Here is a 14076-nt window from a genome sequence, read left to right on the forward strand (position 1 = left end):
GACCGTTATGGCCACCATGACGGACCTCAAGTCCGCGAAGGTGGCCATAACGGCCCATAACCAACCCCTAACTCGGGGCGCTTACGTTGCGCCGCACTGGTATCCGTGTGCGGAAAGGGTGGATTCGTCGTGCAGGAGTACTTCCACGAGCTCGTGGCGCAGGCGGCCCGCCGCGATCCCCGCGCGATCGCCGTCGAGCAGACCAGGGCCGGACAGAAAGCCGAGCTGGACTTCGCGCACCTCGACGGGTTCGCCAACCGGCTCGCGCAGCACCTGCGCGGGCTCGGTGTCACGGCGGGCGACCGGGTGGGCCTGTGCCTGGAGCGCAGCACCGCGAGCCTGGTGGCGCAGCTGGCGATCTTCAAGCTGGGCGCTGCCGTCGTGCTGCTGGACCCCGAGTACCCCGAGGCGCGGCTGGCGTTCATGCTCGACAACGCCGAGGCCGTCGCGCTCGTCACCCGCGACGAGCTGCTCGACCGCATCTCGCTCGACCGGGACTTCCCCGTTGTGCTGACCGACGGCGACGAGTGGCGCAACGCCCCTGAGGTCGATCCCGAGGTAACCGTTGACGACGACACGGTCTGCCACGTCGCCTACACGTCGGGCTCCACCGGTGTGCCCAAGGCGGTCCTGCTCCGCCACGGTCCACTCAGGACGCTCGTGAAAACCCTGATCGACCAATGCGGTATGACGGAAGGCATCCGCGGGACCTGGCTCTCCTCCCCCGGCGCCGGCCTGGTCGAGGTCGACTGCTTCCCGATCCTCGCCGCGGGCGGCACGGTGTGCATCCCCGAGTCCGACATCGCCGCGAAGGCCGACGCCCTCAAGGACTGGCTGGTGGAGGAGGAGATCACCCACGCGTTGCTGCTCACCGCCACCGCGGAACGCACGTGGAACCTCGCCTGGCCGCCGCGCGCGAAGCTGCGCAACGTCCGCATCGCGGGTGAACGCCTCAGGTCGTGGCCTCCGGACCACCTGCCGTTCGAGGTCGTCAACGTCTACGGCTCATCCGAGGCGACGGTCGTGACGACCTGCAACCTGTCCGCCATCGGCCGCACCCTCACCGAGGACGAGAAGGCACACCGCGCGCCCCCGGTCGGGCAACCCGTGCCGGGCGTGCGGGTCCACGTGTTGAACGACGAGTTCCAGCCCGTCGACACCGGCACTCCCGGCGAGCTCTTCGTGTCCGGCGCGAGCCTGTCGCAGGGCTACCTGAACCGGCCCGAGGCCAACGACGAGAAGTTTCTGGAGAACCCGCTCGAAGACGACCCGAACCCGGTGCTGTACCGGACCGGTGACGTCGCCCGGCGGTGGCCGGACGGGACCATCGAGGTCGTCGGCCGCACGGACAACGAGGTGAAGATCCGCGGTTACCGCGTGCACCTCGGCGAGGTGGAGTCCGTGCTGTCCCAGCAGCCCGGCGTGAAGCAGTGCGCCGTCACCGCGCAGGAGCACGTGGAGGGCGAACGCCGGCTCATCGGGTACATCGAGGCCGACAAGACGGCGCCGCCGCTGCTCAACGCGGTGCGCCGCGCACTCAAGCAACAGCTGCCGCATTTCATGGTCCCGGCCGTGCTGGTGGTCGTCGACGACATGCCGATCTCCGCGAACGGCAAGATCGACCGCGCCGCCCTGCCGGCGCCGCCGCGCACACGGCCCGACCTCGACGTCGAGTTCGTGGAACCGCGCGACGACCGCGAGCGGGTACTGACGAACCTGTGGAGCGACGTCCTCGCGATCGACGAGATCGGTGTGCTGGACAACTTCTTCGACCTCGGCGGCGATTCGCTCAGCGCCATCCGGCTCCTCACGCGGATCACCGAGGAGCTCAACGTCGAACTGGGCCTGACCGTCCTGGTGGAGAACCCCAGCGTCGCGCAGCTGGCCCGCAAGGTGGAGACCGGCGTGCCGCCCGAGGAGTTCCCGGTGATCACCGCGGACGGCAACCGCTACGAGCCGTTCCCGCTCACCGAGACGCAGCAGGCGCTGTGGATCGGCCGCGGCGACGCGGTCGACTTCGGCAACGTCGGCTGTCACGGCTACTTCGAGTGGGAACGCGACGGGCTCGACGTCGACCGGTTCCAGGCCGCGTGGCGCAAGCTGGTGCAGCGGCACGACATGCTGCGCGCGATCGTGCTGCCCGACGGCACGCAGAAGGTGCTTCCGGTGACGGATGGCGACGACATCCGCGTGACCGACCTGCGCGACGCCGACGACGCCGAGGCACAGGCGCTCGCCACCCGCGAGGAGATGTCGCACCAGGTCATCGACTCCGACCGGTGGCCGCTCTACGACATCCGGCTCAGCCTGCTGCCCGGCGACAAGGTGCGCCTGCACTTCGGCATCGACCTGCTGATCATGGACGCGTGGAGCGCGTTCCAGGTGCTCTTCCCCGACCTGATCGAGCTGTACGAGGACCCGGACGCCGAGCTGCCGCCGTTGGACATCACCTTCCGCGACTACGTGCTGCAGTCGAAGGCGGCGCTGCAGAACTCCGAGGCCTACCGCAGGTCGCGCGAGTACTGGGTGTCGCGCGTGCCGAACCTGCCCGCCGCGCCGGACCTGCCGCTGGTCACGAACCCGAAGGGCGAGGTCAAGTTCGACCGGCGCGCCCACGACGTGCTGCCCGGCGAGTGGAACACGTTGAAGGAGCGCGCGAAGAAGGCGGGCGTCACGCCGTCCGGCATCCTCGTCGCGGCGTTCGCCGAGGTGCTGCGGACGTGGTGCAAGAACGACCGCTTCACGATCAACTTCCCGATCTTCGACCGGCTGCCGATGCACGAGAACATCGACCGGCTGCTCGGCGACTTCACCAACACGCTGCTCGTCGCGGTCGAGAAGACCGACGGCACGTTCGCCGAACGCGCCAAGGACATCCAGGAACAGATGTGGAGCGACCTGGAGCACCGGCACTTCAACGGCGTGCAGGTGCTGCGGGAACTGTTGCGGCAGCAGCAGTTCGCCGGGCTGCGGCCGGCCATGCCGATCGTCGTCACGAGCCTGCTCGGCCACCCGCCGCGCCGCCAGGTCTCCGCGCTGGGCCGCGAGACCCACGGCATCTCCCAGACACCGCAGGTGCTGCTGGACTTCCAGATCCGCGAGATCGACGGGATCCTGCACTTCAAGTGGGACTTCCTGGACGCGATGTTCCCCGAGGGTCTGATCGACGCGATGTTCAGCGCCTACGTGCGGTTGATCGAGCGGTTGATCCACGACGAGGCGCAGTGGCACGTCGAGCAGCCGCAGCTCGTGCCCGCGGAACAGCTGGCCTTGCGCGCCGAGGTGAACCGCACGGCCGCCGAGGTGCCTTCGAAACTCCTGCACGAACTGCTGCCCGAGTCCGAAGCGCCCGCCGTGATCGCGACCGACGGCACGCTCACGTTCAACGAACTGCGCGGATACGCGAACCGGATCGGCCGTGGCCTGCGGGAGGCCGGTGCCCAGCCGAACGAGCTGGTCGCCGTCGTGATGGAGAAGGGCTGGGAGCAGTACGCGGCCGCATACGGCGTGCTGGCGTCCGGAGCTGCCTATCTGCCGATCGACCCGACCGTGCCGGACGAACGACTGCGCTTCCTGCTCCAGGACGGCGAGGTGCGGTTCGTGCTGACCCAGCCGGGCCGGCGCGACATCCCGGACGCGTTCACGATCCACGATTTCGACGAGGTCCCGGACGAGAAGCTGGAGAGCGTCCAGCAGAACACCGATCTCGCCTACGTGATCTATACGTCCGGCTCGACCGGCAGGCCCAAGGGGGTCATGGTCGACCACCTCGGCGTCGTGAACATGTTGTCCGACATCAACAACCGGCTCGGCGTCGGACCGGACGACCGTGCGTTCGCGATCTCCGGGCTGCACTTCGACCTGTCCGTGTACGACCTGTTCGGCGTGCTCGCCGCGGGTGGCTGCGCGGTCGTGCCGGAGCAGAACGAACGCCCCGACCCCGCGCACTGGCTGGACCTGGTGCGGCGGCACGGCGTCACGTTCTGGAACTCGGTGCCGGCGCTCGTGGAACTGTTGGCGGACAACGCCTCGCCCGGTGATCTCGACTCGCTGCGCACGGTCGTCATGGCCGGCGACTGGATCCCGTTGACGCTCCCGGACCGCCTGCGTTCGTTGGCACCGGACGTGCGGGTGATCGGTTCCGGCGGCCCGACCGAGACGATCTGCTGGTCGGTGGTCAACCCCATCGGCGAGGTCTCGCCGGACTGGACGTCCATCCCGTACGGCAAGCCCATGACCAACCACCGCTACCACGTGCTCGACCAGCGCTGGCAGGACCGCCCGACGTGGGTGCCCGGCCAGATCGTGGTCGGCAGCGACGTCGGCCTCGCGCACGGCTACTGGCGCGACGACGAGCGGACCAGGGAGAAGTTCTTCCGCCTGCCGTCCACCGGCGAACGGGTCTACGCGACCGGCGACCTCGGCCGGTACCTGCCGGACGGCAACATCGAGATCCTCGGCCGCGACGACTTCCAGGTGCAGGTCAACGGGCACCGCATCGAGCTCGGCGAGATCGAGTCGACCGCCGAACGTCACCCGGACGTGCAGTCGTGCGTCGTGGTCGCCCCGGACTCGGCCAGTGGCGCTCGTCGCCTGGTCTGCTTCGTGGTCGGGTCGGCCGAGATCGGTGACTTCCTTCGCGAGCACCTGCCCGCGTACATGGTGCCGCAGGACATCCGCGCGCTCGACGAGTTCCCCTTGACCGGCAACGGAAAGGTCGACCGGCTCGCGCTCACGTCGATGGCCGGAGTGGTCGAGACGTCCGTCGATTCGATGTGCGGTCCGTTGGAGGCGCTGGTGACCGGTGTGTGCGCCGAGGTGCTGGAGCTCGAGGCGGTCGGCCCGCACGACAACTTCTTCCAGCTGGGCGGCGACTCGCTGACCGGGACGCGGTTCGCGAGCAAGCTCAACGAGACGTTCGACTCGGCGCTGTCCGTGCGGGACGTGTTCACCACGCCGACGTGCGCGCAGATCGCGGCCACGCTGGCCACCGACCCGCGGATCGTCGATTTCGCACAGGCGATCGCGGATCTGGCCGAACTGGAGGAGGAAGGCGTTCCCGTCGCCGGGAACTGAACCCTCTCGCAGGCGGTCCTCACATGTCGGTGAGGACCGCTTTCGCGACTTCGCCTCGCTGACCGTCGAGGTAGAAGTGCCCGCCGTCGAACAGCCGCAGCCGGAACGGACCGCTCGTGTGGTCCGCCCAGGCCGCCAGCGTCGCGGACGGCACCTCGTCGTCGGTCAGGCCGCCGTACGCCGCGATCCCGCACGGCAGCGGTGGTTGTGGCGAGTACCGGTAGGTCTCGACGACCTCGAAGTCCGCGCGCAACGTCGGCAGGAACATCTCCAGCAGCTCGGGATCGGCCAGCAGCGCCTCGGGCGTGCCGCTGTAGCCGCGCAACCGTTCGACCAACCGCTCCCACGGCAGGTCGTGCACGAACTCGTAGCCCGGCGGATACGGCACGTGCGGCGCGGGCCGCCCGGAGACGATCAACCGGTCGGGCAGCCGTCGCGCGGTGCGGCGCAGGTGTCTGGCCAGCTCGAACGCCACCAGCGCGCCCATGCTGTGCCCGAAGAACACGAGCCGGCGCTCGCCGACGTCGAGGGTGTCGGCCAGCTCCTCGGCGACCGCGGGCACGAGCTCGGCCAGCTTGCGGTGCGGTGGTTCGGCGATCCGCGCCTCGCGGCCGGGCAGCCGCACGATCACCAGCTCGGCGTGCGGTGCGAGCAGCGGCGCGAACGCCCGGAAGCTCGCGGCGCCGGACCCGGCGTTGGGAAAGCAGACGACGCGCGTCGGCGCGTCCGGATTCTCCTGCGGTGTCAACACGTTCATCGTGCGGGTGTAGCGCGGACCGGTTACGTAACCCGCGCCGAACCCCGGTCGGACACGCTGGCTCGCGTGACTCTGTCCGACGAACGACGCGAACTCCTCCGGTTGCTGGCGGCGCGCAAACCCACGACGCCCGGCCAGCTCCGGTTCTGGCGGCTGCACCAGCGGGATCCGCGGGATCCGGCGTACAGCTGGCCGTGGGCGGTGCGCCTGCCGTCACCCGTGGACGTGGCGCGGCTGCGGCGGGCGCTGGACACCGTGCTCGCCCGGCACGAGCTGCTGACCTCGTGCTTCTCCGCGGACGACGACGGACTGTGGCAGACGGCGTGCGGCGGCCCGGAGCTGCGGATGCTCGACGCGGACGTACAGACCGCGCTGCGTGCGGACAACGAGCTGCCGTTCCGGCTCGACGCGGAGCCGCCGATCCGGGTCACGCTGCTACCCGGCGACGTGCTGCTGGTGAACGTGCACAACATCGCCAACGACGGCTGGTCGATGCGCGTCTTCCTGGACGACCTGATGCGTGCCTACACCGGTTCGGCACTCCCGGAACCGACGCTGCAGTACCACGAACACGCCGCGCGGCAACGGAAATGGCTCGACGGACCGGAAGCCGCCCGCCAGCTCGCGTACTGGGAGCGGCGGCTCGACGGGCTGGAGATCCGCAACGGGACATCGTCTCAGTCCACTGTGGAACGAGTGCGGATTCCACGCGAGACGGCCGAAGCGGTGCGCGAGCTGGGCCGAAAGTGTAAGGCGACGCCGTTCATGACGTTGTTCGGGCTCTTCGCCGGGATGCACGACCAGAAGGAGATCGCGATCGGCACGTCGGTGTCCGGCCGCACACCGGAGGTCGAGCGCACCATCGGGTACTTCGTCAACCGGATCGTGCTGCGGATGAACACGCGCGGCTCGGTCGAGGACGTCGTCGGCCGCGCTCGCACCATGGCGCTGGAGGCGTTCGCCCACTCGGCCGTGCCGTTCGAGCACCTCGTGGAACGCCTGTACCCCAACGAGTACCTGACGCCCGCGCCGCTGGTCGACGTGATGTTCGTGCTCGACTCACCGCGCGGGCCCGTGATCGAACCGGAGTACCGGACGTCGAAGTTCACGCTGGTCGTGAACGTGCAGCCGGTCGAGGACGGCCTCGTCGTCGAGGCGCACCACCCGTCGGGCGCGTCGCACGGCGTGCTGCGGGACTACGCCCAACTGCTGAAAGGCCTGACCACATGAGCGGGATCATTCCGAGCGAGACATGCGCTTCGCGGCCGCCGGCCCGCCCACGGCACGCCCGTCCGACGCCATCGAACTGCTGAAAGGCCTGACCACATGATCGTCATCATGCTGAGCGAGGCGTGCGCGCCCGTCGACCGCCGCCGGATCATCGACACCGTGCAGTTCGCGGGTACCGGGCTGCGCGTGCACACGCCGGCCCTGCTGTCGCTCTCCGGTGACCACAAGAAGATCGCCGCCCTGCTCGCCGACGAGCCGTGCGTCCTGGACGTGGCGAAGCTACCCGCCGCCTACCCGCGGTCCGCGCGCCTCAAGGGCCGGCCGCGCACCACGCCGGTCCCCCTCGGCAACGCCGACGTCGGCGAGGACTTCACGGTGATCGCGGGCCCGTGTTCGGTGGAGAACCGCAGCCAGCTGCTGACCATCGCGGGTGCCGTCAAGGCCGCCGGGGCGCACGCGTTGCGGGCCGGGGCATTCAAGCCGCGCACGTCGCCGTACTCCTTTCATGGCCTGGGCGTGCCGGGCCTGCGGCTGCTCGCCGAGGCACGCGAGCTGACCGGCCTGCCGGTGGTGACCGAGGTGGTCGACGTGCGCGACATCGAGGTCGTCGCCGAGCACGTCGACATGATCCAGATCGGCGCACGCAACATGCAGAACTACACGCTGCTGCGCGAGGCCGGCCGCACCCGCGTGCCGGTGCTGATGAAACGGGGTCTGTCCGCGTCCGTCGACGAGACGCTGCTCGCGTCGGAGTACCTGCTGGACGGCGGCAACGAGCAGGTCGTGCTGTGCGAGCGCGGGATCCGGACGTTCGAGTCGAGCTACCGGTTCACTTTGGACCTGGGCGCGGTCGCGGTGCTGAAGGAACGCACGCACCTGCCGGTGATCGTCGACCCGAGTCACGCTGCGGGAGCCAGTGGCAGGGTGGTGCCACTGGCTTTGGCCGCGGCTGCGGTCGGGGCGGACGGGATCATAGTTGAAAGTCACCACGACCCGGCGGCCGCGTTGTGCGATGGTGCGCAAGCGTTGCCGGTCGGTGACCTGCCGGACCTGATGTCCCGGCTCGTGCACGCCTGCACCGCCGCAGGACGATCACTGCGGTTCGAGACCGGTGATCAGGTTCGCGGCGGCGGCCTTCTTGATCGCGTCCACTCGTGACACGGCGTCGAGCTTCGCGTAGATGTTCGTGAGGTGCCGTTTCACCGTGCCCTCGCTGATGAACAGCGCCGACGCGATCTGCGCGTTGCTCATCGCCTTCGCCACCAGCCGCAGCACGTCCAGCTCCCGCGCGGAGAGCGGGCTTTCCCGTACGTCGGGCGGTTCGAGGGCGTCCATGGTTTCGCGCGGAATGGAAAGGACGACGTTCTCGCGGTTGCGGCTGACCGAACGCACCGCGGCGACGAGCTGTTCGCGGGCGATGTTCTTGACCAGGTAGGCCGCGGCGCCGGTCTGCAGCAGATCGCGGACGACGCCCGCGCTGTCGTGCATGGTCAGGATGATCACGTTGATGTCGGGATGCGACTCCCGCAGCCGCTGGATCACGGCCTTGGCGCCCGGACCGGGCATCTCGACGTCGAGCAGCACGACGTCGGGGTGGTGCCGGTCGACGAGCTCGATCGCCTCGTCGCCGCTGGAGCCCTCACCGACGACCTCGAAGTCGGGGTCGGTCGAGAGCAGTTCGCGCAGACCCTCGCGGAACAGGGTGTGGTCGTCCGCGAGCACGATGCGGACGGTCATGCGTCGTCCAGCCAGGGCAGGGACACCGTGACCGTGGTGCCCTCGCCGAGCACGCTCGTCACGGACAGCGTGCCGCCGAGCAGTTCCACACGTTCGCGCATCGACTCGAGCCCGATGCCGGATGCCAGACCCAGCTTATGGGTGTCGAACCCGCAGCCGTCGTCGCGCACGACCGCCTGCAGCTGACCGCCGGTGGCATCGATCTCGACGTCGACCCGTTTCGGGCCGGCGTGCAGCAACGCGTTTCGGGCCGCCTCGCGCAGCACCAGGTACAGCTCCTCGACGACCTCGGACGGCAGGTTCGTCACGTCGCCCGTCACGGTCACGGTGTGGGTCATGCCGAACGGCGCGTGCGCGTCCAGGTAGTTGCAGAGCGCGACCTCCAGGCCGCCGGCCTCGGCGGCGGACTCGCGCAACTCGGTGGCCAGGTGTCTGATCACGTCGAACGCGTCGTTGAGCACGTCCTGCGCGGCCTTGAGCTTCGCCCGCGCCCGGTCCGGGTCCTGCGTCACGTACACGTCGTGCAGCTGCAGATGCTGCAGCGCGTTGCCGACGGAGTGCGCGACCCGGTCGTGCAGCTCGCGGGCGATGCGGTGCCGTTCGTCCTCATGCGAGCTGTTGACCTTCTTCAGCAGGTAGCTCGCGTAGGCCACCGAGCCCTGCGCGATGCGCGCCATGATCGACCGGTGCAGCGCCCGGCTCGCCTCGAGCACCTCGGGTTCGCCGTGCCCGGACCGGTGCAGCTCCTCGACCACGACGGGGAGGGTGACCTCGAACAACGCGACGGCGGCGCGCACCGATTCGAGGGGATGAATGGCGTGCCCGGCCCGGTTCGCACCGATCTCGCCGCTCAGCACGGGCTGCGGCTCGGCCGGACAATGCGCGACCGCGGCGGCGACGTCCGAGAGCACGGTCGCCGACTGCTGGACCAGCTGCTCGCGTACGTCCGGCAGCACAATGAGCGGACTGCGTTCTCGCCTAAGTCTTGCGGTAAACGCTTCGGCTACTTCTTGATGGACTTCTGCGCGGAACCCCGGACGCCGCCCCGTTAATCGACCGTCGGTCACCGCTGCCCTCCCCCCGGAACAGCCCGTGCTCATCTCGTCACGGTGTGTGATATCGCGTTCTGCTCTAGTCACACTAACATCGCGGATTGCCAATTCAAGATCATGGAGAGCATTAGTGTCAGATGTGCGCAGTACTGCGTAATCATGAAGACTCGGTATGGGCGCCGACGGCGGAAGCGATCCCCGTGACTCATCGGAGCGGCCGCCACGATTGCGAGGACCACCGAACCCGCGCACACGACCATCCCAACCGGTGCGAGCGCGGGCACCCACATCAGACTGGCGCCGAGAAATCCCCATCCGACCGCGCTCGCCGCAATGGCCATGATGATGCGCGCGGCGCGGTCACCAAGCACGACGGGCAACGTCCGCCGCCCGGCGACGCGGTCCCCGTCGACGTCCGAGAGATCCTTTGTCGCACCACCGCACCCCATCCACAGCGACATCGCTCCCCCGAACACGAGCAGCGACGGTCCAATGTGGCCGGCGCCCGTCGCGGTCCAGCCGGCCAGATAGGTGAGGCTGCCCAACATTACGACAGCGCCGAAGAATCCCGGCACATTCCCCTTTAGTGGGAACGGTCCCATCGAGTAGGCGTACCCGATGCCGAGCTGGAGCACGACCAGCAGGCACACCCACGGTGAGATCAACGCGGCGACGCAGAGCGACGCCGTGCACAGCACCCCGACGATCGCGCCGGCCGCGCGCACCGGCAGCAGGCCGGACGCAATCGGCCGCTCCGATCCGTTCTCGCGATCCTCGACGATGTCCGCGATGCCGTTCATGACGTACACAGCCCACATGGCGGCCACCCAGCACGCCAATACCGCGAACCCAGTCGGCCAAACTGCTCCATTGGCGTGAAAATCGGCGAGCAGCGCACCACAGGTGAACCGCAGAGCGAAGATGCCCTGCACCACCGGGCGTGCTTCCAGCCAACTCAGCCGAATATGTTTGAGCGTAACCCTTTCAGCTACTCTGGTTTTCTCTGCCAAGATCATGCCGACCCCCTGGATACAGGCCTTCTTGGACACTCGAAGCCTATCGGTAGAATCGGCTGGCGCCACCCGGGACGTCTTTGACAAAACGAACTACGACCAAGGTGGTAGTGCGACTACGACCTTCTGGACATCCCAGCTTTTCCCGGCTCGTTCCACTTGTTCGGACCGTGACGACCGCCATATTGTCGAGTCAAAAGCCGAGCTGCGGGGAAAGGCGTCGACAATGCTTCAGGAAAACACGGTCACGGCAAGGTTCTTCGGTGATTTCTCCGTGCGGGTCGACGGTCGCCCGGTCGAGCGCTGGCGGGCGGGCAAGGCGCGCAACCTGTTCCAGTACCTGCTGGTCAACCGAGGCCGCGTGGTGCCGAGGGACAAGCTCTACCAGGTGCTCTGGCCGACGCAGGAATGGTCGCCGACCGGCAGCTCCCTCAAAGTCGCCATGCACGGCGTGCGCCAGGTGCTGCAGTCCCTGCCGCGCGTTTCCGGGCCGCCGGCGGTCGAAATCGTCAACCGCGACCACGGTTACCTGCTCAAGGCCCACGACGTGTGGCTGGACCTCGACGAGTTCTCGATCGCCATAGACGCCGCGCGCGCCGCCGAAATCGCGGGCGACCACGACACCGCACATCGGGAGTACACGCGCGCGGTAGACCTGTACTGCGGCGACTTCCTGGCCGTCGAGTCCGCCGACTGGATCGACGAGCAGCGGGCGTGCAGCAAGGCGCTCGTCCTGCGCGCCCTGCACTACCTGCGCGCGGACGCGCTGCGGCGCGGCGACCACGTCGCCGTCGTGCGGCTGTGCCAGCGTCTGCTGATGGTCGACCCGTACCAGGAGGAGCTCTACCAGACGTTGATGGTCGTGCACGGCAAGCAGGGCGAGCTGGGCCAGGTCCAGTTCTGGTACGACATCTGCCTGCGCCGCCTGCACGAGGAGCTCGACGTAGAGCCCACCGACACCACCTACCGGATCTTCGCGCGCGCCGTCCGCGGCGAGCTGCGCGAGCGGACGCGACTGCACCTGGTCGCCTGACCTCGAGGAGAAGCCATGGAACCCGAGGAACCGGACACTGTGGATGTCCCGCATCAGATGACAGATCTGGAGGCCTGGGCGCTGTCGGGCCACCTGCTGGGCGCCGAGATGGAGAACGACCCGCACATCCTGCGCGGCCTAGAATAGTCTTATGTGGACGGTGGTGGCGGCCACCGTCCAGTCAGCGACCGAGCCCCGCGCCGCCGTTAACCCCGATGACCTGACCGGTGATGTGACCGGCCTCGGCCGCGGCGAGGAAAGTCACCGCCGCGGCGACATCGGCCGGAGTGCCCGCCCGCCCGTTGGCCGGGTTCCCGACCAGCTTCTTGCGGCGTTCCTCGGACAACGTCCCGCCGAAGAACTCGGTCTCCTCGGTAACGCCAGGCGACACGACGTTCGCAGTAATCCCACGCCCTCCGAGCTGAAACGCCAACTCCGCAGTCCACGCTTCGAGCGCCGCCTTGGCCGGCCCGTAGCTGCTGGAACCCCGGCGCGCCGCAATCGAACCGATCGTGATCACCCGCGCATGGTCCGCCAGCCGCGGTTCGAGCGCGGTCGTCACGAGCACGGCGCTGAGCACATTGGACTCGAAGTTGGCCAGCCAGAGGTTCCGCACGTCCGCGAGCCCCTCAGGCGTGGGCAGCCGCCGGGTCATGTTGCCGCCCGCGTTGTTGACGAGCACGTCGACGCGCTCCGGCAACTCGGCCAGCGCCTTCTCCACCTCCTCCGGCGCACTGGCGTCGAACACCACCGGCCTCGCTCCAATCTCGGCCGCCGTCTCGGTGAGCACGCCGGCCCGCCGACCCGTGATCACGACGTCCAACCCTTGCTCGACCAGTCGTGCGGAAACCGCTTTCCCAATGCCGGTGCCGCCACCGGTCACCACAGCTGTTCTAGTCATGGATGCTTGATATCAACAAACCTGGGCCCGCAGAAAGCGATCTCGGAAACTGTGCTCCTAGGATGAGCGGTGTGACGGACACGGCGAAGCCCCGCATCGAGGAGGTAGCGCGCGTAGCCGGCGTGTCCAAGTCCACCGTCTCCCGCGTGATCAACGGCGAGCAGTACGTCAGCGCGCGAGCCCGCAACGCGGTACACGAGGCAATCGCCCAGCTGGGCTACAGCCCAAACCAGGCCGCCCGCTCGCTGGCAGGCAACCGAGCGAACGCGATCGCACTGGTCGTGTCCGAACAGGGCAGCCGCGTACTCAGCGACCCGTTCTTCGCCAGCGTGCTGCGCGGGGTGCACGCCGAACTCACCGGCCGGCGCATCCAGCTGTTGCTGATGATGAGCCAGCCTGCGGACAACATTGACCTCGTGGCTTACCTCAGCGGTGGTCACGTCGACGGTGCGCTGCTGGTCAGCCTGCATGGCGCGGACCCGCTGGTGGCCATGCTCACCGGTATTAGGTTGCCTGTTGTTGCATGCGGTCGGCCGCTCGGTGGGTCCGTGCCGTTCGTGGATGCCGACAACTTCAACGGTGGGTTGGAAGCTGGGCGGCATCTGGTGTCGCTCGGGCGGCGGCGGGTGGCGACCATCGCTGGGCCTCGGGATATGGCTGTTGGGATGGATCGGCTCAGCGGGTGGCGGCGGGCGATGAGTGAGGCTCGGTTGGCCGATGACCTCGTTCAGGAGGCGGATTTCACGCCTGAGAGCGGGGCTCGGGCCATGGCTTCGCTGCTTGAGCGGGAGCCTGAGCTCGACGCTGTGTTCGTGGCTGCGGACATCATGGCGCTCGGGGCGTTGCAGGTGCTGCACGCTCGGGGGCTTCGGGTGCCTTCGGATGTCGCGATCGTTGGGTTTGATGACTCCGTTCTTGCTTCTACGGCTACGCCGCCGCTCACGACTGTGCGGCAGGACGTTGAGCAGCTCGGTCGCACGATGACGTGGCGGTTGTTGGCTGAGCTGGCGGGTGAGCCTGATCTGCCGCCTTCGCTCCTGCTGCCCACGTCGCTGGTCCATCGCGCCTCTGCCTGACCTGGGAACGCTCCCAGGTTTGTGGCTTGTACGGGTTGTCTTTGGCCGCCGGTTCCGTGCGTGGTCGTTCTTTGGTCGGCTGCCGGTGTCGTGGGGCGCTGCGTCTTCCGGGACGCGCTTCGCGCGTGCGATTGGGGCTTGACTTGGGGCCCCTCGCGGCGTGGTGGGCCGGCTCCGCCGGCAGATGCAAGATCTGCCGGC

11 protein-coding genes are annotated in these 14076 nt (G+C 68.4%); 6 read left to right on the top strand and 5 right to left on the bottom strand.

The window, feature by feature from the left end:
* Positions 1-129: 129 nt before the first annotated feature.
* Complete coding sequence (locus QSK35_RS36615; protein WP_285752296.1) at positions 130-5076, top strand: non-ribosomal peptide synthetase; 4947 nt, start codon at positions 130-132, stop codon at positions 5074-5076.
* Between the two features lie 19 nt (positions 5077-5095).
* Here QSK35_RS36615 and QSK35_RS36620 read toward each other — a convergent pair whose 3' ends face one another.
* Positions 5096-5833 carry a thioesterase II family protein gene (locus tag QSK35_RS36620; protein ID WP_285752297.1) on the bottom strand — a complete coding sequence of 246 codons (738 nt, stop codon included), beginning with the start codon at positions 5831-5833 and terminating at the stop codon, positions 5096-5098.
* Positions 5834-5899: 66 nt separating this feature from the next.
* Here QSK35_RS36620 and QSK35_RS36625 point away from each other — a divergent pair, with 66 nt between their 5' ends.
* Together QSK35_RS36625 and aroF are read left to right on the top strand one after the other, a co-directional pair.
* Positions 5900-7063, top strand: a complete 1164-nt coding sequence (locus QSK35_RS36625) for a condensation domain-containing protein (protein ID WP_285752298.1) — start codon at positions 5900-5902, stop codon at positions 7061-7063.
* A 96-nt stretch (positions 7064-7159) separates the two neighbouring features.
* Positions 7160-8221 (top strand): 3-deoxy-7-phosphoheptulonate synthase, encoded by a 1062-nt coding sequence (aroF, locus tag QSK35_RS36630; protein ID WP_285752299.1) that lies wholly within the window; start codon positions 7160-7162, stop codon positions 8219-8221.
* On the opposite strand, the gene QSK35_RS36635 is transcribed toward aroF, so the two are convergent.
* The 3 genes from QSK35_RS36635 to QSK35_RS36645 form a co-directional block, all read right to left on the bottom strand.
* Positions 8156-8800, bottom strand: a complete 645-nt coding sequence (locus QSK35_RS36635; RefSeq protein WP_285752300.1) for a response regulator — start codon at positions 8798-8800, stop codon at positions 8156-8158. The two genes, aroF and QSK35_RS36635, sit on opposite strands and share 66 nt — an antisense overlap.
* Positions 8797-9756, bottom strand: coding sequence for a sensor histidine kinase (locus tag QSK35_RS36640; RefSeq protein ID WP_285752301.1), 960 nt, complete (start codon positions 9754-9756; stop codon positions 8797-8799). The genes QSK35_RS36635 and QSK35_RS36640 overlap by 4 nt, the downstream gene beginning before the upstream one ends.
* A 179-nt stretch (positions 9757-9935) precedes the next feature.
* Positions 9936-10901: a UbiA family prenyltransferase gene (locus tag QSK35_RS36645; RefSeq protein WP_285752302.1), complete on the bottom strand. Its 966-nt coding sequence runs from the start codon at positions 10899-10901 to the stop codon at positions 9936-9938.
* Positions 10902-11091: 190 nt separating this feature from the next.
* On the opposite strand from QSK35_RS36645, the gene QSK35_RS36650 reads away from it, so the two are divergent.
* Both QSK35_RS36650 and QSK35_RS36655 read left to right on the top strand, forming a co-directional pair.
* The gene (locus tag QSK35_RS36650) at positions 11092-11898 is read left to right on the top strand and encodes an AfsR/SARP family transcriptional regulator (RefSeq protein ID WP_285752303.1); all 807 of its coding nucleotides are present in this window, start codon (positions 11092-11094) and stop codon (positions 11896-11898) included.
* A gap of 15 nt (positions 11899-11913) precedes the next feature.
* On the top strand, positions 11914-12045 hold the full coding sequence (locus tag QSK35_RS36655; RefSeq protein ID WP_285752304.1) for a hypothetical protein: 132 nt from the start codon (positions 11914-11916) through the stop codon (positions 12043-12045).
* Between the two features lie 34 nt (positions 12046-12079).
* On the opposite strand, the gene QSK35_RS36660 is transcribed toward QSK35_RS36655, so the two are convergent.
* A complete protein-coding gene (locus QSK35_RS36660; RefSeq protein ID WP_285752305.1) occupies positions 12080-12799 on the bottom strand; it encodes an SDR family NAD(P)-dependent oxidoreductase in 720 nt (239 codons plus the stop codon).
* A 62-nt stretch (positions 12800-12861) separates the two neighbouring features.
* On the opposite strand from QSK35_RS36660, the gene QSK35_RS36665 reads away from it, so the two are divergent.
* Positions 12862-13875 (top strand): LacI family DNA-binding transcriptional regulator, encoded by a 1014-nt coding sequence (locus QSK35_RS36665; protein WP_285752316.1) that lies wholly within the window; start codon positions 12862-12864, stop codon positions 13873-13875.
* Positions 13876-14076: the final 201 nt, after the last annotated feature.

Source organism: Lentzea sp. NBRC 105346, from assembly GCF_030269605.1.
Lineage (GTDB): Bacteria > Actinomycetota > Actinomycetes > Mycobacteriales > Pseudonocardiaceae > Lentzea.